This is a genomic window from Actinoplanes sp. M2I2 (assembly GCF_023544445.1).
Classification (GTDB): domain Bacteria; phylum Actinomycetota; class Actinomycetes; order Mycobacteriales; family Micromonosporaceae; genus Actinoplanes.
Genome location: NZ_JALPVJ010000036.1, coordinates 45,307 through 68,969 on the forward strand (window position 1 = coordinate 45,307; position 23,663 = coordinate 68,969).

At 70.8% G+C, this 23,663-nt stretch carries 24 protein-coding genes; 8 read left to right on the plus strand and 16 right to left on the minus strand.

All coding sequences use genetic code 11. The features are described from left to right. Positions 1 to 67 precede the first annotated feature (67 nt). The gene (locus HJC40_RS42340; protein ID WP_250009394.1) at positions 68 to 928 is read left to right on the plus strand and encodes a peptidylprolyl isomerase; all 861 of its coding nucleotides are present in this window, start codon (positions 68 to 70) and stop codon (positions 926 to 928) included. Positions 929 to 959: 31 nt separating this feature from the next. Beyond that, positions 960 to 1,802, plus strand: coding sequence for a peptidylprolyl isomerase (locus HJC40_RS42345; protein ID WP_250009396.1), 843 nt, complete (start codon positions 960 to 962; stop codon positions 1,800 to 1,802). A gap of 63 nt (positions 1,803 to 1,865) precedes the next feature. On the opposite strand, the gene HJC40_RS42350 is transcribed toward HJC40_RS42345, so the two are convergent. From HJC40_RS42350 to ruvC, 8 genes are all read right to left on the minus strand, one after another. Next, positions 1,866 to 4,433, minus strand: a complete 2,568-nt coding sequence (locus tag HJC40_RS42350) for a bifunctional (p)ppGpp synthetase/guanosine-3',5'-bis(diphosphate) 3'-pyrophosphohydrolase (protein ID WP_250009397.1) — start codon at positions 4,431 to 4,433, stop codon at positions 1,866 to 1,868. A 168-nt stretch (positions 4,434 to 4,601) separates the two neighbouring features. Further along, entirely contained in the window at positions 4,602 to 5,165 is a 564-nt protein-coding gene (locus HJC40_RS42355) for an adenine phosphoribosyltransferase (protein WP_374273668.1), read from the minus strand. A 65-nt stretch (positions 5,166 to 5,230) separates the two neighbouring features. Further along, the gene (secF, locus tag HJC40_RS42360) at positions 5,231 to 6,433 is read right to left on the minus strand and encodes a protein translocase subunit SecF (RefSeq protein WP_250009399.1); all 1,203 of its coding nucleotides are present in this window, start codon (positions 6,431 to 6,433) and stop codon (positions 5,231 to 5,233) included. A gap of 1 nt (position 6,434) precedes the next feature. Then, a complete protein-coding gene (secD, locus tag HJC40_RS42365; protein WP_250009432.1) occupies positions 6,435 to 8,306 on the minus strand; it encodes a protein translocase subunit SecD in 1,872 nt (623 codons plus the stop codon). 179 nt (positions 8,307 to 8,485) lie between these two features. Next, positions 8,486 to 8,875 (minus strand): preprotein translocase subunit YajC, encoded by a 390-nt coding sequence (gene yajC, locus HJC40_RS42370; RefSeq protein WP_250009400.1) that lies wholly within the window; start codon positions 8,873 to 8,875, stop codon positions 8,486 to 8,488. A 143-nt stretch (positions 8,876 to 9,018) separates the two neighbouring features. Further along, positions 9,019 to 10,050, minus strand: a complete 1,032-nt coding sequence (gene ruvB / locus HJC40_RS42375; RefSeq protein WP_250009401.1) for a Holliday junction branch migration DNA helicase RuvB — start codon at positions 10,048 to 10,050, stop codon at positions 9,019 to 9,021. Beyond that, entirely contained in the window at positions 10,047 to 10,649 is a 603-nt protein-coding gene (gene ruvA, locus HJC40_RS42380; protein WP_250009402.1) for a Holliday junction branch migration protein RuvA, read from the minus strand. Before ruvA ends, ruvB begins: the two co-directional genes overlap by 4 nt. After that, a complete protein-coding gene (gene ruvC / locus HJC40_RS42385; protein WP_250009404.1) occupies positions 10,646 to 11,179 on the minus strand; it encodes a crossover junction endodeoxyribonuclease RuvC in 534 nt (177 codons plus the stop codon). The genes ruvA and ruvC overlap by 4 nt, the downstream gene beginning before the upstream one ends. A gap of 104 nt (positions 11,180 to 11,283) precedes the next feature. Between ruvC and HJC40_RS42390 the strand changes: the two genes are divergently transcribed. After that, positions 11,284 to 11,823, plus strand: a complete 540-nt coding sequence (locus HJC40_RS42390) for a hypothetical protein (RefSeq protein WP_250009405.1) — start codon at positions 11,284 to 11,286, stop codon at positions 11,821 to 11,823. A gap of 28 nt (positions 11,824 to 11,851) precedes the next feature. Here HJC40_RS42390 and HJC40_RS42395 read toward each other — a convergent pair whose 3' ends face one another. The 3 genes from HJC40_RS42395 to pdxT form a co-directional block, all read right to left on the minus strand. Then, on the minus strand, positions 11,852 to 12,403 hold the full coding sequence (locus HJC40_RS42395) for a Uma2 family endonuclease (RefSeq protein WP_250009407.1): 552 nt from the start codon (positions 12,401 to 12,403) through the stop codon (positions 11,852 to 11,854). An 81-nt stretch (positions 12,404 to 12,484) separates the two neighbouring features. Beyond that, positions 12,485 to 13,237: a YebC/PmpR family DNA-binding transcriptional regulator gene (locus HJC40_RS42400; RefSeq protein WP_250009410.1), complete on the minus strand. Its 753-nt coding sequence runs from the start codon at positions 13,235 to 13,237 to the stop codon at positions 12,485 to 12,487. An 18-nt stretch (positions 13,238 to 13,255) separates the two neighbouring features. Next, positions 13,256 to 13,852, minus strand: coding sequence for a pyridoxal 5'-phosphate synthase glutaminase subunit PdxT (gene pdxT, locus HJC40_RS42405; RefSeq protein WP_250009412.1), 597 nt, complete (start codon positions 13,850 to 13,852; stop codon positions 13,256 to 13,258). Between the two features lie 187 nt (positions 13,853 to 14,039). On the opposite strand from pdxT, the gene HJC40_RS42410 reads away from it, so the two are divergent. From HJC40_RS42410 to pdxS, 3 genes are all read left to right on the plus strand, one after another. After that, the gene (locus HJC40_RS42410; protein WP_250009413.1) at positions 14,040 to 14,456 is read left to right on the plus strand and encodes a helix-turn-helix transcriptional regulator; all 417 of its coding nucleotides are present in this window, start codon (positions 14,040 to 14,042) and stop codon (positions 14,454 to 14,456) included. Then, positions 14,453 to 14,872, plus strand: a complete 420-nt coding sequence (locus HJC40_RS42415) for a VOC family protein (RefSeq protein ID WP_250009415.1) — start codon at positions 14,453 to 14,455, stop codon at positions 14,870 to 14,872. Before HJC40_RS42410 ends, HJC40_RS42415 begins: the two co-directional genes overlap by 4 nt. A 173-nt stretch (positions 14,873 to 15,045) precedes the next feature. Next, a complete protein-coding gene (gene pdxS / locus HJC40_RS42420) occupies positions 15,046 to 15,942 on the plus strand; it encodes a pyridoxal 5'-phosphate synthase lyase subunit PdxS (protein ID WP_250009416.1) in 897 nt (298 codons plus the stop codon). A gap of 72 nt (positions 15,943 to 16,014) precedes the next feature. Here the strand turns inward: pdxS and HJC40_RS42425 are convergent, their stop codons facing one another. Genes HJC40_RS42425 through pgsA form a run of 4 tightly spaced genes read right to left on the minus strand, consistent with a single transcriptional unit; the run spans position 16,015 to position 19,283 of the window. Continuing rightward, positions 16,015 to 16,572 (minus strand): hypothetical protein, encoded by a 558-nt coding sequence (locus tag HJC40_RS42425; protein ID WP_250009433.1) that lies wholly within the window; start codon positions 16,570 to 16,572, stop codon positions 16,015 to 16,017. Between the two features lie 25 nt (positions 16,573 to 16,597). After that, entirely contained in the window at positions 16,598 to 17,752 is a 1,155-nt protein-coding gene (locus tag HJC40_RS42430) for a glycosyltransferase family 4 protein (protein WP_250009417.1), read from the minus strand. An 8-nt stretch (positions 17,753 to 17,760) separates the two neighbouring features. Beyond that, on the minus strand, positions 17,761 to 18,624 hold the full coding sequence (locus HJC40_RS42435; RefSeq protein WP_250009419.1) for a phosphatidylinositol mannoside acyltransferase: 864 nt from the start codon (positions 18,622 to 18,624) through the stop codon (positions 17,761 to 17,763). Continuing rightward, on the minus strand, positions 18,621 to 19,283 hold the full coding sequence (gene pgsA, locus HJC40_RS42440) for a phosphatidylinositol phosphate synthase (RefSeq protein ID WP_250009420.1): 663 nt from the start codon (positions 19,281 to 19,283) through the stop codon (positions 18,621 to 18,623). The genes HJC40_RS42435 and pgsA overlap by 4 nt, the downstream gene beginning before the upstream one ends. Positions 19,284 to 19,458: 175 nt before the next feature. Here pgsA and HJC40_RS42445 point away from each other — a divergent pair, with 175 nt between their 5' ends. After that, entirely contained in the window at positions 19,459 to 21,618 is a 2,160-nt protein-coding gene (locus HJC40_RS42445; protein ID WP_250009423.1) for an elongation factor G-like protein EF-G2, read from the plus strand. On the opposite strand, the gene HJC40_RS42450 is transcribed toward HJC40_RS42445, so the two are convergent. Continuing rightward, positions 21,608 to 22,765 (minus strand): FAD-dependent monooxygenase, encoded by a 1,158-nt coding sequence (locus tag HJC40_RS42450; protein WP_250009424.1) that lies wholly within the window; start codon positions 22,763 to 22,765, stop codon positions 21,608 to 21,610. The two genes, HJC40_RS42445 and HJC40_RS42450, sit on opposite strands and share 11 nt — an antisense overlap. 54 nt (positions 22,766 to 22,819) lie before the next feature. Here HJC40_RS42450 and HJC40_RS42455 point away from each other — a divergent pair, with 54 nt between their 5' ends. Continuing rightward, positions 22,820 to 23,386, plus strand: a complete 567-nt coding sequence (locus HJC40_RS42455) for a TetR/AcrR family transcriptional regulator (protein WP_250009425.1) — start codon at positions 22,820 to 22,822, stop codon at positions 23,384 to 23,386. The last annotated feature ends 277 nt before the right edge of the window (positions 23,387 to 23,663 follow it).

Genomic DNA, 23,663 nt, shown 5'->3' on the forward strand with positions numbered 1-23,663 from the left:
AGGAGGTACCCGTACACTCTTGCGGGCGTGTGAGGCAGGCGACACGGGTACGAGAGGACAGCATTCGGTGGCTTCCAGCAGGGACCGGCAGCGCAAGCTGGCGCGGGCGAAGCTCGATCGACAGATGGCGCGACGGGCCGTGACCGAACGTCGTCGCCGACGGGTGCTCGCCGGCGTCGGATCGGGCCTCGCGGTGCTGCTCATCGTCGCGGGCGTGGCCTGGATCGGCGGTGCGTTCGACTCCGACGACACCACCGAGGCGGCCGACCAGGACATCTGTCTCTGGACCCCGCAGAACGCGTCGACCAACTCGAACCTCAAGGACGTGGGCACGCCGCCGACCAAGGACATCCCGACGCTGGGCACCCAGACGATGACGATGACCACCAACCAGGGTGAGCCGATCGTCGTGGGCCTGGACAGCGAGGTGTCGCCGTGCGGCACGGCCGACATCACCTACCTGGCGAGCAAGAAGTTCTACGACAACACCGACTGCCACGAGATCACGTCGTACGGCGCGGTGCGGTGCGGTGATCCGTCGGGCACCGGTCTCGGCGGCCCGACCTACAGCGTCTACAACGAGAACGTGCCGGTCGTCCAGGCCCCGAGCGCTTCGGCCGCGCCCGGGCCGGACGCGGCCGCGCCGCTCTACCCGAAGGGCACCGTCGCCCTGATCGGCAACCCGCCCGGCACCAACGGCAGTCAGTTCCTGATCTTCACCAAGGACTACTCCCCCGCCAACCCCGAGTTCTCGATCGTCGGCAAGGTGACCGGCGGGCTCGCCACGGTGGACAAGATCGGCAAGATCCCGACGTCGAAGAACGCCGCCGGCGACAAGGTCAAGCCGGGTCAGAAGATCACCATCAAGACCCTCACCGTCGGCGATGCGCCGGCGTCCGCCGCCCCCACGGCCAGCACTCAGTCGTAACCCAGGCCGACATATCAGCAGGAGGAACACCGTGTCGTCGATCAAGGACCGGCAGCGCGCGGCAGCGCGCGCCCGTCTCGAGAAAGAGATGGCCGAGCGCTCCGCGGCCGCTCGCAAGCGCCGGCAGCGACAGGCCATCATCGGCTCGGCGATCGCCGTCGTGCTGATCGCCGGCGCCGCGGTGTGGATCGCAACCTCGCTCAACGGTGACGACAAGGCCGACCCCCCGGCCACGGCGAGCAACGTCCCCGCCGGTCAGGTCGCCTGCACCTGGACGCCCGACCAGGGCGGTGGCGGCAAGGTCAAGGACGTCGGCACCCCGCCCCCGACCGCGCCCAACACCGGCAGCGACGTGCTGACCATGGACACCAACCTCGGCGTCGTCAAGGCGACCGTGGACCGTTCCAAGGTGCCGTGCACGGCGGCCAGCTTCGAGTTCCTGGCGAGCAAGAAGTTCTGGGACAACACCAAGTGCCACCGCCTGGTCAACGAGGCGTCGTTCAAGGTGCTGCAGTGCGGCGACCCGTTCGCCTCGGGCAAGGGCTGGCGCGAGACCGACGGTCAGGGCGGCCCGAGCTACACCATGGCCGAGGAGAACCTGCCGACCGACACCAAGAAGCCGTACCCGGCGGGCTCGATCGCGATGGCCAACACCGGCCAGCCCGGCAGCACCGGCAGCCAGTTCTTCATCTGCTCGGAGGACACCCAGCTCCCGGCGAACTATACGCTGCTCGGCACGATCACCGACGGTCTGAACGTCATCAAGGACGTCGTCAAGGCCGGCGACGACGGCGCGTTCGCGCAGAACGCGGGCGGTGGCCACCCCAAGAAGGAGGTCACCATCAAGACGCTGACCATGGCGGCCGCTCAGTAAGGCACCGCCCAGCAGACACAGAGAACCCCCGGGGCCGGACGGCTCCGGGGGTTCTTTCTGTCGCTAAGCGCCCGAGGTCACGCGGTAGGCGTCGAAGACGCCGTCGACCTTGCGGACCGCGGCGACCAGGTGGCCGAGGTGCTTGGGGTCGGCCATCTCGAACGTGAACCGGCTGACGGCCACCCGGTCGCGGGTGGTGGTGACCGTCGCGGAGAGGATGTTGACCCGCTCCTCGGAGAGCACCCGGGTGACGTCGGCCAGCAGCTTGTGCCGGTCGAGCGCCTCGACCTGGATGGCGACCAGGAAGGTCGACGCGCTGGTCGGCTTCCACGTCACCTCGACGACGCGTTCCTGCTGGTCGCGCAGGTCCTCGGCGTTGGCGCAGTCCTCGCGGTGCACGCTGACCCCGCCCGAGCGGGTGACGAAGCCGAAGACCGCGTCGCCCGGCACCGGGGTGCAGCAGCGGGCCAGCTTGACCCACACGTCACTGACGTCCTTGACGACCACGCCCGGGTCCTGGGCCGTGCTGCGGTTGCGCGGCGGACGGGTCGCGACGGCGGTCTCGGCGATGTCCTCGACCGCGCCCTCCTCGCCGCCGAACCCGGCGACCAGTTTCTGCACGACCGACTGGGCGCTGACCGTGCTCTCACCGATGGCCGCGTAGAGCGACGCGACGTCGGCCAGGTGCAGGTCGCGGGCGATCGTCGTGAGGTTCTCGTTCGTCAGCATGCGCTGCAGGGGCAGACCCTGCTTGCGCATCGCCTTGACGATCGCCTCCTTGCCGATCTCGATCGCTTCCTCGCGGCGCTCCTTGTTGAAGTACTGCCGGATCTTGGTGCGGGCGCGGGGGCTCTTGACGAAGCCGAGCCAGTCCTGCGTCGGGCCGGCGTTGGCCGATTTCGACGTGAAGATCTCGATGACGTCGCCGTTGGACAGCGTCGACTCGAGCGGCACGAGCTTGCCGTTGACCCGCGCGCCGATGCACTTGTGGCCGACCTCGGTGTGCACCGCGTAGGCGAAGTCGACCGGCGTCGAACCCGTCGGCAGGGGGATGACGTCGCCCTTCGGCGTGAAGACATACACCTCCTGGCTCGACAGGTCGAAGCGCAGAGCGTCGAGGAACTCCGACGGGTCGCTCGCCTCGCGCTGCCAGTCGAGCAGCTGCCGCAGCCAGGTCATCTCGTCGATGTGAGCCGGCGGGCCGACGATCGTCGCGCCCTTCTGCTCCTTGTACTTCCAGTGGGCGGCGATGCCGAACTCGGCCGTGCGGTGCATCGCGAACGTACGGATCTGCATCTCGACCGGCTTGCCGGTCGGGCCGATGACCGTCGTGTGCAACGACTGGTACATGTTGAATTTCGGCATCGCGATGTAGTCCTTGAACCGGCCCGGCACCGGCTGCCAGTTCGCGTGGATGACTCCCAGCGCGGCGTAGCAGTCGCGGACCGTGTCGACCAGGATGCGGACGCCGACCAGGTCGTAGATGTCGTTGAAGTCGCGGCCCCGCACGATCATCTTCTGATAGATCGAGTACAGGTGCTTGGGGCGGCCGGTGGTCTCGGCCTTGATCTTGGCCGACTTGAGGTCGAGGCTGACCCGGTTGGTCACCTGGCGCAGCAGCGCCTCCCGCTGCGGCTGGTGCTCGCCGATCAGGCGGTTGATCTCTTCGAACCGCTTGGGGAACAGCGTGCCGAAGGCCAGGTCCTCGAGCTCCCACTTGATCGTGTTCATACCGAGGCGGTGGGCCAGCGGGGCGAGGATCTCGAGCGTCTCCTTGGCCTTCTGCTCCTGCTTGGGGCGCGGGAGGAAGGTCAGGGTGCGCATGTTGTGCAGCCGGTCGGCCAGCTTGATGACCAGCACGCGCGGGTCCTTGGCCATCGCGACGACCATCTTGCGGATGGTCTCGGCCTTGGCCGCGTCGCCCAGCTTGACCCGGTCGAGCTTGGTCACGCCGTCGACGAGCAGCGCGACCTCGGGACCGAAGTCGGTGCGCATCTGCTCGAGCGAGTAGTCGGTGTCCTCGATCGTGTCGTGCAGCAGGGCCGCCACCAGCGTGGTCGTGTCCATGCCGAGGTTGGCCAGGATCGTCGCCACGGCGAGCGGGTGGGTGATGTACGGGTCGCCGGACTTGCGGTACTGCCCCGAGTGCCACCGCGCGGCCACGTCGAAGGCGCGCTGGAGCATCCGGCCGTCGGCCTTGGGGTGACTGGCCCGGTGGGTGGCGATCAGCGGCTCGAGCACCTCGCTGACCTGGGTGCTCTGCCAGGGCGCGTTGAACCGGGCCAGGCGGGCCCGCACGCGACGGCCCGTGGGCGCACCGGCCAGCGTGCCGAAACCGGCCGCCGGGGCCTCGGCCGGAGGCATCGGCTGGGTGGCGTCGGCGTCGGCCGTTTCGACCGGCCGCGTCCCGGCCGCAGCCGACTGGGCCTCGGAAAGCTGCGTCTCGGAACGCTGCGTCTCGGAACGCTGCGTCTCGGAACGCTGCGTCTCGGAACGCTGGGTCCCGGAAAGCTGGGTCTCGTCAGCAGGTGGTTTCGTACCAGCAGCGGGCGCCGAAGCCTGAACACCGTTCAGTGAGTCCTCGGTCGGCTGCACCGTGCCCTCCGCCGGAGGGACGACGTCGCTGGACACCGGCCTCCTCACACCTTCGCTCGGGACCGGGCCGGTCGTCGCCGACCGGACAGATCCACCAATGCCAGGGTTGGTCACCTGGTTAGGAACGCCATCCTACCCGCACAGTCTTCCCGGATGGCGCGGCCGAACCTCCGAAAGAGCGGCACGAGGGCCACCAAAGTCTCATCAAACGGTCAGCAGAGCGTGGACCGTCCGGGGATTCAACCGCTCGCGACCCTTCAGGAAAGCCAGCTCCATCAGCACGGTGAAGCCGACGACCGTGCCCCCGGCCCGCTCCACCAGCTCGAGAGCCGCGCCGGCCGTGCCCCCGGTGGCCAGCACGTCGTCGACGACCAGGACGCGCTGCCCGGCGATGAACGCGTCCTCGTGCACCTCGAGGGTGGCCTCGCCGTACTCCAGCTCGTAGGACGCCGCCAGCGCCGCCCGCGGCAGCTTCCCGGCCTTGCGCACCGGCACGACGCCCACCCCGGTCGCGTACGCGATGGCGGCGGCCACGACGAAGCCGCGCGCCTCGACCCCGGCCACCACGTCGAACGAGTCGGGCCCGTAGTGCGCCACGATCCCGTCGATCACCTCGTGGAACGCCCGCCCATCGGCGAACAGCGGCATCAGGTCCTTGAAGACGACGCCCGGCTTGGGGAAGTCGGGGACGTCCACGGTGCCGCCGGCGATCACCGCGGCCAGATCGGGGCCGCTGTCGCCGTTGGCGCGGGGCTTCTCATCGGTCACGCGGCCCAGCCTAACGACGCGAGGGGCGGCCGGTGATCCGGCCGCCCCTCGCGTTCATCGACTTCCTAGCGTCGCTTGGTGCCGCCGCTGGGGCGGGGGCCGGCGCCGCCGGGCCGCGGACCGCGGTTGGTGTTGCGCTTCGCCGTCGGGCGGCTGCCTGGCCGCGGGGCGGCCGAGGCCAGGGCCGGCGCCGCCTCGTCCGAGGTGGTGGCGTTGGCGTCCCGGCCGGTGCGCTCGCCGCGCGGGGCGACGTCGCCCGAGCGGACGCTGGCCCGCCGGGCCAGCACCCGGGCGGTGTGCGCCTTGATCCGGGGCTCCTTGTCCTTGAGCACCGTCAGCACCGGGGCCGCGAACAGGATCGAGGCGATGACGCCGAAGCCCATGCCGACGAAGAGCACCAGGCCGAGGTCCTTCAGCGTGCCCGCCCCGAGCAGTCCGGCCCCGATGAAGAGCAGACCGCCGACCGGCAGCAACGCCACCAGACCGGTGTTGAGCGAGCGCATCAGGGTCTGGTTGACCGCGAGGTTGGCCGCCTCGTTGTAGGTGCGCAGACTGCTGGCCGTGATGCCCCGGGTGTTCTCCTGGATCTTGTCGAACACCACCACCACGTCATAGAGCGCATAACCCAGAATCGTCAGGAAGCCGATCACCGTCGACGGCGTGACCTCGAAGCCGACCAGCGAATAGACCCCGGCCGTGACGATCAGGTCGAGCAGCAGCGAGCTGAGCGCCGCGACCGCCATCCGCCATTCGAACCGGACGACCAGATAGACCATCACCAGCACCAGGAAGATGACGAGGCCCAGCAGAGCCTGTCTCGTCACCTGGCCACCCCAGGCCGCCGACACCTGATCGTCACTGACCTGTTCGGCCGGGACGCCCAGGTCCTGCACCAGGTTGGCCTTGGCCCGCTCGGCCTGCTCGGCGGTCATGGCCGAGGCCCGCACGGTGTAGGTGGGCGTCCCACCCGCGGTGCCGACCCGCTGGGCGGCGCCGACCTCGTTGCCCGGGTCGACGGACTGGATCGCCCGCTCGACCGCGTCGGACACCTCGGACTGCGTCAGCTCGGTGTTGCCGACCTTGGCCGGGACGCTGAACGACGTGCCACCGGCGAACTCGATGCCCAGGTGGAACTGCTTGATCGAGATGCTGGCGATCGAGATCGCGACGAGCAGGGCGGCGAGCAGGAACCACAGCTTGCGCCGGCCGATGATGTTGACGTTCGCCTCACCGGCGTACAGGCGATAGGCGAGACCTTGGCGGGCCATCTCAGGCCTCCTTGGGGTCGGTCGTGGCGTTGCGCAGGACGCGGCCGAGGCCGCTCACCCGCGGCGAGAGGAACGCCTTGGTACGCGCGAACATCGTCATGATCGGGTGCCGGAAGAGGAACACCACGACCAGGTCGAGCACGGTCGAGATGCCGAGCGCGAACGCGAAGCCCTGAACCGCGCCGACCGAGACGATGTAGAGAACGACGGCGGCGAGAATGGTGATCGTGTTCGCCGAGATGATCGTACGGCGCGCTCGCGCCCAGGCTCTCGGCACGGCACTGCGCGGACTTCGACCCTCGTGGATCTCGTCTTTCAGACGTTCGAAGTAGATGACGAACGAGTCCGCCGCGACACCCAGCGACACGATGAATCCGGCGATGCCGGCCAGGGTCAGGGTGAAGCCCACCGTACGGCCGAGGAAGACCAGCGCGCCGAAGGTCAGCAGACCCGACAGGATCAGGCTCAGGAAGATCACGGAGCCGAGCAGGCGGTAGTAGAAGAACGCGTAGATCGCCACCAGGCCCATGCCGATCGCCGCGGCCAGCAGACCGGCCTTGAGCTGCTGGATGCCCAGCGTCGCCGACACGGTCTGGGCCGGGCCCGAGGTGAAGGTGACCGGCAGCGCGCCGAAGTTGAGCTGGTCGGCCAGCTGACGCGCCGACGCCGAGGTGAACTGACCGGTGATCTGCGAGGTGCCGGTCAGCACGCCCTGGATCTGCGGTGCCGAGATGACGTTCTTGTCCAGCACCACCGCGACGGCGCAGTGGTCGACCTGGCCGTACAGCGACTGCGCGGCGACGAAGCAGGGGTCGCTCGAGGTGGCCTCGAACGCCTGCCGGGTCAGCGCGGCCCACTTGGCCGAGCCGGCGCTGGTGAAGTCGAGCGACACGACCCACTGGCCGGTCTGCTGGTCGAGCTGCGGGCTCGCCGTGGAGATGTCCTCACCGACGACCGGCGCCTTGTCGAGCAGCACCTTCGCGCTCTGGTAACAGGCGACAGCCTGGGAGTCGACCCTGTCGATCGCCCCGTTCGGCCGGTCGTCGAGCTGCCGGCAGCCGACGGTGGGCACGTTGAACTGCATCTGCGGGGTCAGCGCGTTGACCTCTTCGCCGGTCAGCTTGGCGAAGTTGGCGAACGGCAGGCCGGCCTTGGTGTCGGTGCTCAGGTCGACCGGGGCGGTCAGCTTCTCCGCCGCGGCCCACGCCGCGGCGCCGACCTTCTTCTGCACGGCGGCCCGCTGCTGCTGCGTGTCGGCCGAGACCGGCGCCTCCGCGCTCGCGCTGGGCGACGGGGCCGGCGCGCTCGGCGTGGCGCTCGGCGCGGGGGCCTTGACGACCTCGCCACCACCCTGGCCACCCGACGACGGGGCGTTCTGCACCGCGGGCGCGCTTCCGCCGTTCGACGGCTGGGCGCCGGCCGGGGCCGAGGCGCCCGCGCTGGGCGCGGCCGAAGGGGCTGCGGACGGCGGGTTCAGCGCGACCAAGGCCACGTCGCCCGTCGTGCCGACCAGCATGCGGAAACGCATCTGGGCCGCCTGCGACAGGTCCTTGAGCTGGTCGTCGGCCTTGCCGGCGAGGGAGACCACGATGTTGCGGTCACCCTGGATGACGACCTCGGCCTCGGAGACACCGAGGGCGTTGACCCGCTCCTCGATGATGCCGCGGGCCTGCTCCATGCTCTCCTTGGACGGCACCTGGCCGCCCTCGACGGAGGCGATGTAGGTGGCCTGCGTGCCACCGACGAGGTCGAGGCCGAGCTTGGGCGTCAGGCGGTCGGTGAAACTGCCGCTCGCCCCGCCGGCGAGGAAAACCAGCAGGTACAGGACGACGAAGATCGCGCCGAGCACGGCTAGCTGCCGTCCGGGATGCATCTGTCCCTGTGGTGGTCGTGCCACGGCTTTCGATCTCCCTGTGTTTACGGCAATGTGTGGTTTCAGCGGTCGCCTGGTCTAACGCCCGCCATGCGCTTCCGGCTGCGGCCGGGCGCGGCCCGACGAACCGGCCCGGCAGCATGACACCGCGCGGGCCGGCCCGGGGTACTACGTCTGCGTCAGTCCTTCTTACGCGTGTCGGTGACCGGGTTGACGATCGGCTCCTCGGCCACCGGGGCCGGCTCGGGCTCGACGATCTCGTCGGCCGCCGGGACGGCGGCCGTCGAGGTCACCACGCGGGCGATGGCCGGACGAGCGAAGTCGACCTGCACACCGGCGGCGATCTCGAGGGTGACGACGTCGTCGGAGACAGCCACGACCGTGCCGTGCAGGCCGCCGATGGTGACGATGCGGTCACCGGGGCCCAGCGCGTTCTGCATCTGCGCGGCCTCGCGGCGGCGCTTCTGCTGCGGCCGGATCATCAGGAAATACATCACGGCGAAGAGCAGAACGATGAGGAGCAGCGGTGTGAAGCTGCCGCCCCCTGACGCCTCGGCTGCCTGGTCCACAAATAAGCCTTCCGTTGGCCGCCGGTCACGCGGAACACGCGCCGTCGGCGATAAACACATCCCGGTTGAACGGCGGCGAGTCTAATCGGTCAACCTGGGAAGTCCGAATGCGGCACACATCACGTTCGCATTACGAGGGGATTTCATGCATCCCGCGCGAACAAATCTCCCTGAACCGTGCCCGACGGCGGTGTCTTGCCCAGGTGCAACCAGCCCGCCTCGGTCGCCACCCGCCCCCGGGGCGTACGAGCCAGCAACCCGGCCCGGACGAGGAAGGGCTCGCACACCTCCTCGACCGTGTCCGACTGCTCCCCCACCGCGACAGCCAGCGTGGACAGACCGACCGGCCCGCCGCGGAACGACTCGATGAGCGCCCGCAGCACCGCCCGGTCGAGCCGGTCCAGGCCCAGAACGTCCACGTCGTACACCTTGAGGGCCTCCCGGGCCGTCTCCTCGGTCACGACGCCGTCGGCGCGCACCTCGGCGAAGTCACGCACCCGGCGCAGCAGCCGGTTCGCGATGCGGGGCGTCCCCCGCGAGCGGCCCGCGATCTCGGCCGCGCCGCCCGCCGTGATCGGCACCCCGAGGATGCGGGCCGACCGGTGCAGCAGCGAGTCGAGGTCAGCCGGGGAGTAGAAGTCGAGGTGCGCGACGAACCCGAACCGGTCCCGCATCGGCCCGGACAGCAGACCGGCCCGCGTGGTCGCCCCGACCAGCGTGAACGGCTCCACGTCGAGCGGGATGGCCGTGGCGCCCGGCCCCTTGCCCACGATGACGTCGACCCGGAAGTCCTCCATCGCGCTGTAGAGCAGCTCCTCGGCCGGCTTGGCGATGCGGTGGATCTCGTCGATGAACAGCACGTCCCCCGGCCCGAGGCTGGTCAGGATGGCCGCGAGATCCCCGGACCGCTCGATGACCGGCCCACTGGTCGTCCGGATCCCCGTCCCCAGCTCGGCCGCGACGATGTTGGCCAGCGTGGTCTTACCTAATCCAGGCGGCCCTGAGAGCAAAATGTGGTCGGGTGGGGTGCCGCGGCCCATCGCGCCTTTGAGGAGCAACTCCAGCTGGTCGCGGACGCGGTGCTGGGCGATGAACTCGGCCAGGCGGCGGGGGCGGACACTCGCCTCGGCGTCGAGCTCGTCGTCGCCGACGTCGCCGGAGACCAGGTCGCTCATCGGGCCTTGCCCAGCAGGCGGATGGCCTGGCGCAGCAGCACGGGGACGGGCGGGACCTCGCCGTCGATGCCCTCGGCGACGGCGGCGACGGCCTGCTCGGCCTGGGCCGCGGACCAGCCCAGGGCCAGCACGCCCTGCCGCACCTGCTCCTGCCAGGCGCCGTTGAGCAGCCCGGCCGGGCCGCCGTCGGCGACCGGCAGCGGGCCGACCCGGTCGCGCAGCTCGAGGACGAGGCGCTCGGCGCCCTTCTTGCCGATGCCGGGCACGCGGGTGAGCGTGGCCAGGTCACCGCCCGAGATGGCCCGGCGCACGGTCTCGGGCGGGTGGACGGCCAGCACGGCCTGGGCCAGCCGCGGACCGACGCCGCTGGCCGTCTGGAGCAGCTCGAACAGGTGTTTCTCGTCGTCGTCGGCGAAGCCGTAGAGGGTGAGCGAGTCTTCCCGTACGACCATGCTGGTGGCCAGGCGCGCCTCGGCGCCGGCCTTGAGGTTGGCCAGGGTCCCGGGGGCGCACTGCACCTGCAGGCCGACGCCGCCGACCTCGATGACGGCGCTGTCCGGCGCGATCGCCGCCACCACCCCGCGCACGCTGGCGATCATCGGCGTACTCCCCCTTTACGAGCGGCGGCGACGGCCGCCGCCTGGATCTTGGCGCGGGTGCCGCCGCGCCAGATGTGGCAGATGGCGAGCGCGAGGGCGTCGGCGGCGTCGGCCGGCCGGGGTGGCTCGTCGAGCCGCAGGAGCCGGGTGACCATGGCCGTGACCTGGGCCTTGCCCGCGGTGCCGGAGCCGGTGACGGCCGCTTTGACCTCGCTCGGCGTGTACGTCTGGACGGGCAGCCCGAGGCGGGCGCCGGACAGCACGGCGACCGCGCTGGCCTGGGCCGTGCCCATCACCGTACGGACGTTGTGCTGGGAGAACACCCGCTCGACGGCCACGCTCTCGGGCTGGTGCTCGGCCACGAGCTCGCCCAGCGACTTGTCCAGGTGCAACAGGCGGAGCGCGATGTCGTCGCCGGGCTCGGTGTAGACCACGTAGTAGGCGATCAGCTTGCACTGCCGCCCCGGCACGCCCTCGACGACCCCGACCCCGCAACGGGTGAGTCCGGGGTCGATCCCGAGCACCCGCACCACGGACCTCCCCTGCCTCACGTACGTGTGTTCGACACCCTAATACCCGCTCCACTTGCGTCCGGCAGCGACACGCCTCGACGATGGATGCGGGGGTGTGACCCATGTATCTCGTTCCGCCCATGGACGACGAGCCGCCACCGGCGTACGTCGCCTTCGTCTCGGCGCACCTCGACGACCTGCGCCGGGAGACGAGCCGGCTGGTCGGGGGCGACCCGGAGGCCGAGCACATCTACATGGACGTGCTGGCCGACGTGGCCGTGCACTGGCGACGCCTGTCGTGGCGGCGCCGCCTGCTCGGGCGCCCGCACGCCGAGCGGGACTACCTGCAGCACCGGCTCACCGTACGGACGAAGCAGTGGCGCGAGGACCAGGTCTACGAGGTCGACGTGCGGGTGTTGCCGGAGCACCGGTACGCCCCGGCGCTCTACCGGCGCGGCGGGAGCATCGCCCTGCGCAAGGCGGCCGTCCTGCCCGACACCCACCGCTCGGGCCGGGTGACCGCCACGGCCGACGCGGGCATAGCGTGGTGCCAGGCCTACCGGCGTCAGCAGTGGCATGCCGTGGGCCGTCGCATAGCGTTCGGGATCCTGCTGCTGGCCACTCTGATCCAGAGCATGTCGATGCTGTCGGCGGACTACTGAAATACCGGCCGGACATCGACGGGCGACATTAGCGCGTCGGATTATCGGGGTACTCGGATTCGAGCTCGGACAGCAGGACGTTGCGTTCCCGGCCGTAGATGGGCTCGCCGCCGGCCAGCAGCAGCCGGTGCACGAAGACGAACGCGTCGTCGTCCGAGCCGTCCGGGGTCTGGTCGACGATCCAGTACTCGGGGATGCCGTGCCCGGCGTACCAGGCGGCCTTGTCGGTGTACTCGCCGTTGACCGCGCCCTCGGAGACGATCTCGACGACCAGGCTGAACGACGAGGCCGGCAGGTGCGAGTACGTCGCCAAGCCGGGCGGCAGACGGCTGACCACGCCGAGGTCGGGCAGGCGGCTGTCGCGGGGCCGGTCGCCGCGTACCCCGGGGTCCTGGAAGGCGTTGAGCCCGGCCTTGTGCAGCATGACCAGGACCCGCCCGGCCATGACCTTGTGCCAGAAGCTCGACGGCGCCGCGATGACCAGGTTGCCCTCGCGCAGCTCGTAGCGGTAGTGCCGGGGCAGGGAGGCCAGGTCGTCGAGCTCGAGATCCTCGATGGGCGGCAGAGACAGGCCGGTCAAGGTCGCACCCCCACGCCGGACGACAACGGGGCCGGCTCAGCGAGCCGACCCCGTCACCATACTGGTCACCTGACCAGGCCGTCAGGCGTCGATCGCGGCCAGCACGTCGTCGCTGATGTCGGCGTTGGTGTAGACCTCTTGAACGTCGTCGCAGTCGTCCAGGGCGTCGACCAGCTTGAGCACCTTGCGGGCGGCTTCCTCGTCGACCGGCACGTTCATCGTCGGCACGAGAGAGGTCTCGGCCGAGTCGTACTCGATGCCGGCCTCCTGCAACGCTGTCCGCACCGCGATGAGGTCGGTCGGCTCGCTGACCACGACGAACTGCTCACCGACGTCGTTGATCTCCTCGGCGCCGGCGTCCAGGACGGCCATCATCAGGTCGTCCTCACTGATGCCCTCGCTCGGGACGATCACGATGCCCTTGCGGTTGAACAGGTAGGACACGCTGCCGGCGTCGGCGAACGTGCCGCCGTTGCGGGTCAGCGCCGTGCGTACCTCGGTGGCCGCGCGGTTGCGGTTGTCGGTGAGGCACTCGATCAGCAGGGCGACGCCGTTGGGGCCGTACCCCTCGTACATGATCGTCTGCCAGTCGGCGCCGCCGGCCTCGAGCCCGGAGCCGCGCTTCACCGCGTTGTCGATGTTGTTGTTGGGGACGGAGCTCTTCTTCGCCTTCTGGATGGCGTCGAACAGCGTCGGGTTGCCCGCTGGGTCCCCACCACCGGTGCGGGCCGCGACCTCGATGTTCTTGATGAGCTTGGCGAACATCTTGCCGCGCTTGGCGTCGATGACGGCCTTCTTGTGCTTGGTCGTCGCCCACTTGGAGTGGCCGGACATGCGAGAACCTCCGTTGTGTCAGGCGGCCTGGCGGACCATCTCGACGAAGTACCGGTGGACGCGGAGGTCGCCGGTGAGCTCCGGGTGGAAAGCCGTGGCGAGCAGGTTGCCCTGCCGAACGGCGACAATCCTACCGGCGGCCGGCCCGCCGGTGACGCGGCCCAACACCCGGACGCCGTCGCCGACTTCTTCGACCCATGGCGCGCGGATGAAGACGGCGTGAAAATCGCCGCCCGTGATGTCGTCGATCGCCACGTCGCCCTCGAACGAATCGACCTGCCGGCCGAACGCGTTGCGCCGCACAGTCATGTCGATGCCCTGGAAGGACTCCTGGTCGGGCCGCCCGTCCAGCACCGTGCCGGCCAGCATGATCATGCCCGCGCAGGAGCCGTAGACCGGCATGCCGTCGGCGATCCGCTTCCGGACGGGGTCGAGCAGCCCGAACGCCACGGCCAGGTTGCTGATGGTGGTCGACTCGCCGCCGGGGATGACCAGCGCCTCGACGTCGGCCAGCTCCTCGGGCCGGCGGACCGGCCGGGCCAGGACGTCGCTCTCGGCCAGCGCGGCCAGGTGCTCACGCACATCACCCTGCAGGGCGAGGACTCCGATATTCACATCTCGAGCTTAGGGCGTATCTGATGGATCACGCGGGGCTGCGGCGTGGCCCAGCCCGCGCCTGACGGCGTCCACAGAACGGCCCAATACAACACCGGTATTGGACCGCCCTGCGGCCGACGCCAGCCACGACCTGGACCGCGCCTCACTCCCACGTGATCCATCAGATACGCCCTAGGCTGACCCGGTGTTCGCTCTGCGCAAGGTGCGCGACCACCTCGACCGGCACAGCCCGTCGCCGCTCACCCTGACCGAGCTGGCCGCGCTCGGCGGCATGTCGAGGTTCCATCTCGTACGGGCGTTTCGCGCGGCCTACGGCGAGACTCCCATGCGCTACCTGTCCCGCCGGCGCATCGCCCACGCCCAGGAACTGCTGCGGCACGCGAACCTGACCGTCACCGAGATCTGCATGGCGGTCGGCTTCACGTCGCTGGGGTCGTTCTCGTCGCGCTTCTCCGAGCTGGTCGGCGAGAGCCCGACCGCCTACCAGCGGCGCTGGGCCGCGTCGTCGCCGCACATCCCGGGGTGCTGGCTGTTCATGCACGGAGTGATCGCAATTTCGGAGAAGCCCGGCGACGACCGGACCCCTACCGTCGAGGCATGATTCTCAACATCTCGCTGATGACGGTGTACTGCCTCGACCAGGACGCCACCCGCGACTTCTACGTCAAGCACCTCGGCTTCGAGCCCCGCGTCGACACCCGGTTGGGCCCGTTGCGGTGGGTGACGCTGGCCCACCCCAACCAGCCCGAGCTGGAGGTGACGCTGATGACGCCCGGGCCGCCGCTGTCCCCGGAGGCCGCGTCGTTCATCCGCGGCCAGCTCGAGTCGGGCCAGATGGGCGGCTTCGGCCTGCGGGTCGACGACTGCCGCCGGACGTACGCCGAGCTCTCCGCGGCCGGCGTCGAGTTCCTGCAGGAGCCCGCCGACCGTCCCTACGGCGTCGAGGCCGTCATGCGCGACAACACCGGCAACTGGCTGGTCCTGGTCGAGCGCGACCCGTCCGCCTACGCCTCCTAGCCGACCCAAGGCAGGTGCCTGTCCGAGGCCGGCCTGGGGCCGACGGTGCCGGTGGGGCCGGCGGGGCGGCCGGCGGGCGAACCAGGCCACCAAGGGGTCGATTGGCCATCGGGCGGGGCCCGTTCGGTGGATACGCTCCAGCTCTCGAAACCCTGCCTGAGGAGCCATTCACCATGTCGGAGAACCAGCCCGCCGTCGGGACCGCACGGGTCAAGCGCGGTATGGCGGAGATGCTCAAGGGCGGCGTGATCATGGACGTCGTCACGCCGGACCAGGCGAAGATCGCCGAGGACGCGGGGGCCGTGGCGGTCATGGCTCTGGAGCGAGTGCCCGCCGACATCCGCGCCCAGGGTGGCGTGTCGCGCATGTCCGACCCCGACATGATCGACGGCATCATCAACGCCGTCTCGATCCCGGTCATGGCCAAGGCCCGCATCGGCCACTTCGTCGAGGCCCAGGTGCTGCAGTCGCTCGGCGTCGACTACATCGACGAGTCCGAGGTGCTGACGCCGGCCGACTACGCGCACCACATCGACAAGTGGAACTTCACGGTCCCGTTCGTCTGCGGCGCCACCAACCTGGGCGAGGCGCTGCGCCGGCTCACCGAGGGCGCGGCCATGATCCGGTCGAAGGGCGAGGCCGGCACCGGCGACGTCTCCAACGCGACCACCCACATGCGCAAGATCCGGGCCGAGATCCGCCGGCTGCAGACCCTGCCGGAGGACGAGCTGTTCGTCGCGGCCAAGGAGCTCCAGGCCCCTTACGAGCTGGTACGCGAGGTCGCCGAGCTGGGGAAGCTGCCGGTCACGCTGTTCACCGCGGGCGGCATCGCGACCCCGGCCGACGCGGCGATGATGATGCAGCTGGGCGCCGAGGGCGTGTTCGTCGGCTCGGGCATCTTCAAGTCGGGCAACCCGGCCCAGCGCGCGGCCGCGATCGTCAAGGCCACCACCTTCCACGACGACCCCGACGTGATCGCCAAGGTGTCCCGCGGTCTGGGTGAGGCCATGGTCGGCATCAACGTCGAAGAGGTGCCGGAGCCGCACCGCCTGGCCGAGCGCGGTTGGTGACCTGAGGCATCCGTGCCGGGCTCGGCGGGAGACGCCGGGCCCGGACGAGCGTGAAGCGACGACCGGAACCGATCAGACCGGCTCGAGCGGCGCCGCCGGGACGGCCGGGACGGCCGCCGGCGCCGGCGCCGGCGCCGGGATGACGATGGCGGGTGGCATCGGCGGCTCTTCGATGTCGAAGTACTGCGGGCGCGGGTATCGCCGGGCCATGCGCAGGGCCCGGACGAGCGGCCGGCGCCGGGCCGTCAGGGCGTCGCGCACCAGGTCGGTGTGGACCTGGCGGGCCAGCACCACGCGCCGGCTGGTGGCGACCAGCGTCCGCATCGCGGGGTCGGCGCCGGTGAGCGAGACCGCCTGCAGCTGGCGAGTCAGGTCGTTCTCGGCCGACTCGCGCTCGTCGGCCTCGGCGTCCAGGGCGAGCCGCGCCGCCGCGTAGAGCTCGACGATGTCGGACTGCTCGGCGACCACGGCGGCCGCGGCGGCCCGGCGCATCAGGTGGGCGTCGAGGGCCCGCTCGGCCGACTGCGCGCGCACGTGCACCCGTTCGACCCGGTGGGCTGTCCAGCCCAGGTAGGCCGCCAGCAGCACCACGGCCGCGACGACACCCAGGACCCACCACATGGCCGGAATCGTAGTGCCCCACCGCCCCGGGGTGTTATGAGCTGGGACGTGGTTCGGCCCACTCCTCGTCCATGACGCGCCCGTCGGTGGCCTCGATCGCGGTCGCGTAGACCTCCAGGACACGTTGCGCGACGCTGGGCCAGTCGAAGGCCGTCACCGCCGATCGCGCCGCCGTCGCGAGCTCGGCCCGGCGCGGGGCCGAGGACAACAGCGCGTCGAGCAGCGCACACAGCGCCTGGGCGTCCCCGGTCGGGAAGAGCGCGCCGGCCCGCCCGCCGTCCAGGACCCGCCGGAACGCGTCGAGGTCGCTGGCCGCGATCGCCGTCCCGGCCGCCATCGCCTCGGTGAGGATCATGCCGAAGCTCTCCCCGCCCGTGTTGGGCGCCACATAGACGTCGACGCTGCGCAGCATGCGGGCCTTGTCGGCCTCGGACACCAGCCCGAGGAAGGTCACCCGGTCGCGCAGGTCGGGCGGGATGCCGGTGTAGAGGTCGTCCTCGTCGCCGGGGCCGGCGACCAGCAGGCGCAGGCCGGGCCGCTGCCGGGCCAGCGGCACGAACGCCGCGCGGAGGATGTCGAAGCCCTTGCGGGACTCGGTGAACCGCCCGAGGAACCCCAGCGTGCCGCCGTCGCCCGGCCACCCGTCCAGGGGCACGGCCGAGGCGAACTTGGCCACGGCCACCCCGTTGGGGATCTCCACCGCTCCCCCGCCGAGGTGCTCCACCTGCACTTTGCGGGCCAGCTCGCTGACCGCTATCCGGGCGGTGATCTTCTCGACGACCAGTTGCAGCATGCCCTGCGCGGCCGACAGCGCCCGCGAGCGGGTCATCGCCGTGTGGAAGGTCGCCACCACGGGGCCGCGGGCCGACAGCACCGCCAGCAGCGACAGGCTGAGCGTCATGGGCTCGTGCACGTGCAGCACGTCGAACTGGCCGGCCTTGAGCCAGCGCCGCACCCGGGCCGTCGACACCGGGCCGAACGCGATCCGGGCCACCGAGCCGTTGTAGGGCAGCGGCACCGCCCGGCCGGCCGCCACGACGTACGGGGGAAGGGTGGCGTCCTCGTCGGCCGGGGCCAGCACGCTCACCTCGTGACCGAGGCCGATCAGGGCCTCGGACAGGTCCATGATGTGGTTCTGCACGCCGCCGGGCACGTCGAACGAGTAGGGCGAGACGATCCCGATCCGCATGACACTCCTCAGAGCCACAGTTTCTGCAGCATGTGCCAGTCCTGCGGGTGTTCCGCGATGCCCTTCGCGTACGCGTCGGCGAGCATCTGGGTGGTCGCCTTGACCCGGACGTCGAGGGCGCCCTCGGTGGCCGGCGTGATGCGGCGCAGCACGGCCCACGTCTTCGTCGGCGTGAAGGACAGGTCGACGGCGAACAGCGGCGCGCCGGTGCGGATGGCCAGGATCGCGGGCCCGGCCGGCATGCGGGTGCGCCCGCCGAAGAAGCTGACCTCGACGCCGTTGCGGGACAGGTCACGGTCGCCGAGCAGCGCCACCGCGTACCCGGCCTGCAGTTTCTCGGCCAGCACGTCGAGCGGCGCGCGCTGCCCACCGGTGAGCGGCAACACCTCCATGCCCAGCTTCTCGCGGTACTCCACGAACTGCCGGAAGACGCCCTCGGGCTTCAGCCGCTCGGCCACGGTGATCATGCGCCAGTCGTGCGAGACCAGCCAGGCGGCGGCCGCGTCCCAGTTGGCCAGGTGGGGCAGCGCGACCACGACGCCCTTGCCGTCGGCGATCACCGATTTGAGCTCGTCGTAGTTCTCGGGTGACATGCCGAAGTCGGTGAGGAACTGCTCGCGGGTCCGCGACGGCAACCGGAAGGCCTCGAGCCAGTAGCGGGCGTACGACCGCAGCCCGTCACGCACCAGCGAATCTGGCATGTCGGGCACGACCTGTTGCAGGTTACGGCGCAGCCGCTGGGTGCCCGGCCCGTTCTGGGCGTACGCCCGGTCGGCCGCGGCCATGAAGATCCGGCGGGCCACCGGCAGCGGCAGCGCCCGCGCCACCCGCCAGCCGGCCGCGTAGCCGAACTCGATCAACCGGTCCTTCACGCAGGAGTTTCCTCGGTGTCGGCGGCCGGACGAGAACCGGCGGCCGGAGCGGGCGCCGGCTCGGTGCGGCCCGCGTGGATCAGCCGCTGGAACACCGTGACGAGCGAGAGCGCGGCGAGCACCCAGAGCGCGGCCGGCAGGCCCCAGTCGAGCCCGGCGCCGCCCAGCAGGCCGCCGACCCCGACGATGAGCAGCCGTTCGAGCCGCTCGGCGATGCCGACGTCGGCGTCCAGCCCGAGGCTCTGCGCGCGGGCCTTGACGTAGGACACGACCTGACCGGCCGACAGGCTGATCAATGCGGCGACCATCCCGCCGTACGGGTTGCCCTCGCCGGCCAGGTGGTAGGCGACCGCGCCGAACACGGCCGCGTCGGCCAGCCTGTCCATGGACGAGTCGAGCAGCGCGCCGAACTTGCTGGTGCCGCCGCGCATCCGGGCCATCGTGCCGTCGAGCGCGTCGGTGAGCGCGAACGCGGTGACGATCACGGTGCCCCAGATGAGGTGGCCCATCGCGCCGAAGTAGGAGCCGATCAGCACGCCGATGGTGCCGGCGATGGTGACGGCATTGGGAGTGACGCCGATTCGCAGCAGGAAACGGGCAGTCGGATTCACGCCGTAAGCGATGACGGCGCGCGCGGGTACTTGGACGATCTTTGCCATGGCCGTCCTACCTTATCGGCGGTGACCAGGTCGGCGCGCCCCGGCAAGCGGGGATGGCCGTATCGTCTTCCTCCGCGACGTTCGACCACTACAAAGGGTTGCCCTTCGCGTACCGACGGGTGTGGGATTCACCAACAGCGTCGTAACAGTCCGGAAATGACAGGAGCGACCCGCCATGGCCCAGAAGACCTCGGAGAAAGGGCTCAACGGCGCGGCCGCGCCGGTGGTGACCGAGCCCGGCAGAGTACGCAACGTGGTGCTGGTGGGCCACTCCGGCGCGGGCAAGACCACCCTGGTCGAGGCCCTGCTGGCCGCCACCGGGACGATCTCCCGGGCCGGTTCGGTGACCGACGGCACCACGGTGTCGGACCATGACCCGGCCGCCGTGCGGCAGCAGCGCTCGGTCGCGCTGGCCTGCGCCCCGCTGATGCACCAGGACGTAAAGATCAACTTGCTGGACACCCCGGGCTACGCCGACTTCGTCGGGGAGCTGCGCGCCGGCCTGCGGGCCGCGGACGCCGCGCTCTTCGTCGTCTCGGCGGTCGACGGCGTCGACGACGCGACCGCCGCCCTGTGGGAGGAGTGCGCCGCGGTCGGCATGCCCCGGGCCGTCGCGATCACCCGGCTCGACCACCCGCGGGCCGACTACGAGGAGACCCTGGCCGACTGCCAGGAGGCGTTCGGCGAGAACGTCATGCCGATCTACCAGCCCATGCTGGGGGACGACGGGCAGTCCGTGGCCGGCCTGATCGGCCTGATCACCCTGCGGGTGCTCGACTACTCCGAGGGATATCCGCCGCGCGTCGGCGAGGCCGAGCGCGAGCACCTGAACCCGATCGCCGACGACCGCAACGCGCTCATCGAGGGCATCATCGCCGAGAGCGAGGACGAGTCCCTGATGGACCGCTACCTCGGCGGCGAGCTGATCAGCACCGACACGCTGCTGCCGGACCTCGAGAAGGCGGTGGCCCGGGGCAACTTCCATCCGGTGATCCCGGTCTGCTCGGGCACCGGCGTCGGCCTCGACGCGCTGCTCGACGGCCTGGTCAGCGGTGCGCCGTCGCCGCTCGAGCACGACCTGCCGGTGGTCACCGGGGTGGACGGCTCGCCCCGCCCGCCGCTGCACTGCGACCCCGACGGGCCACTGGTCGCCGAGGTGGTCAAGACCACGGTCGACCGGCACGTGGGCCGGGTCTCGCTGGTGCGCGTGTTCTCCGGCACACTGCGCCCCGAGCAGACCCTGCACGTCTCGGGGCACGGCCTGGCCGAGCGCGGCCACCCCGACCACGACGCCGACGAGCGGGTCGCGCACGTCTACTCCCCGCTCGGCGCCCAGCTGCGCGAGGTCGGCCAGTGCGTCGCCGGGGACATCTGCGCGATCACCAAGTCGGGCAGCGCCGAGACCGGCGACACGCTGAGCAGCAAGGAGCAGCCGCTGCTGATGGAGCCGTGGGCGATGCCCGAGCCGCTGCTGCCGATCGCCGTGGTGGCCAAGACCCGTTCCGACGAGGACGCCCTGGCCAAGAACCTGGGCCGGCTCGTGGCCGGCGACCCGACCCTGCGGCTGGAGCGCAACCCCGACACCCATCAGCTGGTGCTCTGGACGATGGGCGAGTCGCACGCCGACGTGGTGCTCGACCGGCTGCGCTCGGGCGGGGTCGAGCTCGACACCGAGCCGGTCAAGGTGCCGCTGCGCGAGACGTTCGGGGCGCCGGCCAAGGGGCACGGGCGGCACGTGAAGCAGTCCGGCGGCCACGGCCAGTACGCGGTGTGCGACCTGCACATCGAGCCGCTGCCGCGCGGTTCCGGCTTCGAGTTCGTCGACAAGGTGGTCGGCGGCGCGGTGCCGCACAACTACATTCCCTCGGTCGAGAAGGGCGTGCGGGCCCAGCTGGAACGCGGGCTGGCGACCGGTTATCCGGTGGTCGACGTGCGGGTGACCCTCGTCGACGGCAAGGCGCACAGCGTCGACTCGTCGGACGCCGCTTTCCAGACCGCCGGGGCGCTGGCCCTGCGCGAGGCCGCCGCGGCCGGGCAGGTCACGCTGCTCGAGCCGATCGACGAGGTCGTGGTGCGGGTGCCCGAGACGTACGTCGGGGCGGTGATGAGCGACCTCTCCGGGCGCCGGGGCCGGCCGCTGGGCGCCGAGAGCGAGGACACCGGCTCCTTCAGCCTGGTGCGCGCCGAGGTGCCGGCCACCGAACTGGTCCGGTACGCCGTGGAGCTGCGCGCTCTCTCGTCCGGGGCGGGCACCTTCACCCGGACGTACGCCCGCCACGAACCCATGCCGCCGCACCTGGCCGAGGGCGTGAAGAAGGAAGCCACTACACGCTGATGGCCGAGGCCGCCTCGCGCAGCGGCGCCAGCACCCGCTCGATCACCTGTTCCTTGCGCGGGTGGTACTTGAGCGTGCGCATCCCGTAGTTGCGGACGGCGATGGCGAGCCGGCCGCCGGGCACCATGTCCTTGACCATCCGGCGGCCGAACTCCATGTTCTTGGCCACATAGGGGCGCATCCGGCGCTCGTACGCCGCGAAGGCCCCGGCCTGCCCGGCCCGGGAGAGCTCGTCGGCGAGCACCCAGGCCCCGACCAGCGCGAGGCTGGTGCCCTGGCCCGACGACGGCGCCGGGCAGTGCGCGGCGTCGCCGAGCAGCACGACCCGGCCGGACGACCAGCGCGGCGCCTCGACCTGGCTGAGCGAGTCGAAGTAGAAGTCGTCGGCGTCGCGCATCGCGTCCAGGAATTCCGTCGTACGCCATCCACCGCCCGCGAAGGCGCCGGCGACCAGGTCCCGGCCGTCGCGCCGGTCGAGCCCGGCCCGGGGATCGGCGAAGATCATGCCGATGCGGGCCGGGCCGGCCGGGTCCATGGCGTACGCGAAGGTCAGCCGTCCGGGCTCGGCGTACATGACCTCCTCGCGGTCGAGGCCCGGCGTGTTGGCGGTCGTGAAGATCGAGAGATAGCCGCCGAGGTGGCGCAGCGGCACGTCGCCGAACACCTGCCGCCGGGTCGCCGAGTGCAGCCCGTCGGCCGCGACGACCACGCCGAACCGCCCGGTGCGCCCGCTCGCGAAGGTCACGTCGACGCCGTCGGGCCCGTCGTGGAGCCCGGCGATCGTGTCGCCGAAGACGAAGTCGGCGCCGGCCGCGTCGCGCAGGATCCGGCCCAGGTCGCCCCGCATGATCTCGAGGTCGTCGCCGCGCCGCCCCATGATCAGGTCGGCCGGGAGAGCCGCGAACGGCTTGCCGGACCTGGTGACGTATGTGATCCGGCGCATGCCCGTGTCGGCCGCCCGGGCCTGGTCGTAGACGCCGAGCCGATGCAGCACGGTGGCGGCCGCGCCCCGGACGTCGACCTTGTAGCCACCGTCGCGCGGCGCCGGCGCCCGCTCGACGACGGTGACGTGGTGGCCTTGCCGGGTCAGGAGTTGAGCGAGGGCGGGGCCGGCGACGCCGGAGCCGGCGATCAGGATCTCGGTCATGCCGCTACTATACAAACGTCTTATACGTTTGTATAGATCGTAGGCTGAGGAACCATGGGGCATCGGGAAGACCTGTTGGCGGGGGCCAAGCGCTCGCTGTACGAAAAGGGCTACGCGCGCACCACGGCGCGCGACATCGTGGCCGTGTCCGGCACCAACCTGGGCTCGATCGGCTATCACTACGGCTCGACCGAGGCGCTGATGACGGCGGCGATGCTCGGCGCGATGGAGGACTGGGGCGACGAGCTGAGCCGGGCGTTCGCCGCCGAGCCGGCCGGCGACGACCGGGACGAGGTGGTCGCGTTCTGGCGCCGGGTGATCCACTCGATCACCACGCACCGCGAGCTCTGGCTGGCCAGCGTCGAGGTGATGATCCAGAGCGAGCACAACCCGCATCTGCGAGCCCAGCTGGCCGCCGGGCTGCAGGCCGGCCGCCGGGGCATGGCCGCGCTGGCCACCGGCACCCCCGAGGACCAGCTCGACGAGGCGACGGTGCGGACGGTCGGCTCGGCCCAGATGGCGCTGATGTCCGGCGTGGTGACGCAGTGGCTCACCGACCCGGCGACCGCACCCGGCCCCGAGGAGATCGCCGCGGGCGTGCGGGCCCTGGGGCGTATCTGACGGATCACGCGGGGCTGCGGCGTGGCCCAGCCCGCGCCTGACGGCGTCCGGAGAACGGCCCAATACAACACCGGTATTGGACCGCCCTGCGGCCGACGCCAGCCACGACCTGGACCGCGCCTCACTCCCACGTGATCCGTCAGATACGCCCTAGGTGACTGGTGTTAAACGATGACTGCTGCCGGTGTGGCAGGCATCGTTAACCCCGATATCTAGTAGTTTGCTGGGATGACGTTGGGTAAAGCGTCGCAGCAGTTGGATCTTCTTGATCCGGTCA

Coding starts and splice junctions, on each gene's coding strand:
- secF (WP_250009399.1), bottom strand. CDS start 6,433: ATGGCCCGCCAAGGTCTCGCCTATCGCCTGTACGCCGGTGAGGCGAAC.
- secD (WP_250009432.1), bottom strand. CDS start 8,306: ATGCATCCCGGACGGCAGCTAGCCGTGCTCGGCGCGATCTTCGTCGTC.
- ruvB (WP_250009401.1), bottom strand. CDS start 10,050: ATGAGCGACCTGGTCTCCGGCGACGTCGGCGACGACGAGCTCGACGCC.
- ruvA (WP_250009402.1), bottom strand. CDS start 10,649: ATGATCGCCAGCGTGCGCGGGGTGGTGGCGGCGATCGCGCCGGACAGC.
- HJC40_RS42390 (WP_250009405.1), top strand. CDS start 11,284: ATGTATCTCGTTCCGCCCATGGACGACGAGCCGCCACCGGCGTACGTC.
- HJC40_RS42400 (WP_250009410.1), bottom strand. CDS start 13,237: ATGTCCGGCCACTCCAAGTGGGCGACGACCAAGCACAAGAAGGCCGTC.
- HJC40_RS42415 (WP_250009415.1), top strand. CDS start 14,453: ATGATTCTCAACATCTCGCTGATGACGGTGTACTGCCTCGACCAGGAC.
- pdxS (WP_250009416.1), top strand. CDS start 15,046: ATGTCGGAGAACCAGCCCGCCGTCGGGACCGCACGGGTCAAGCGCGGT.
- HJC40_RS42430 (WP_250009417.1), bottom strand. CDS start 17,752: ATGCGGATCGGGATCGTCTCGCCCTACTCGTTCGACGTGCCCGGCGGC.
- pgsA (WP_250009420.1), bottom strand. CDS start 19,283: ATGGCAAAGATCGTCCAAGTACCCGCGCGCGCCGTCATCGCTTACGGC.
- HJC40_RS42445 (WP_250009423.1), top strand. CDS start 19,459: ATGGCCCAGAAGACCTCGGAGAAAGGGCTCAACGGCGCGGCCGCGCCG.
- HJC40_RS42450 (WP_250009424.1), bottom strand. CDS start 22,765: ATGACCGAGATCCTGATCGCCGGCTCCGGCGTCGCCGGCCCCGCCCTC.
- HJC40_RS42455 (WP_250009425.1), top strand. CDS start 22,820: ATGGGGCATCGGGAAGACCTGTTGGCGGGGGCCAAGCGCTCGCTGTAC.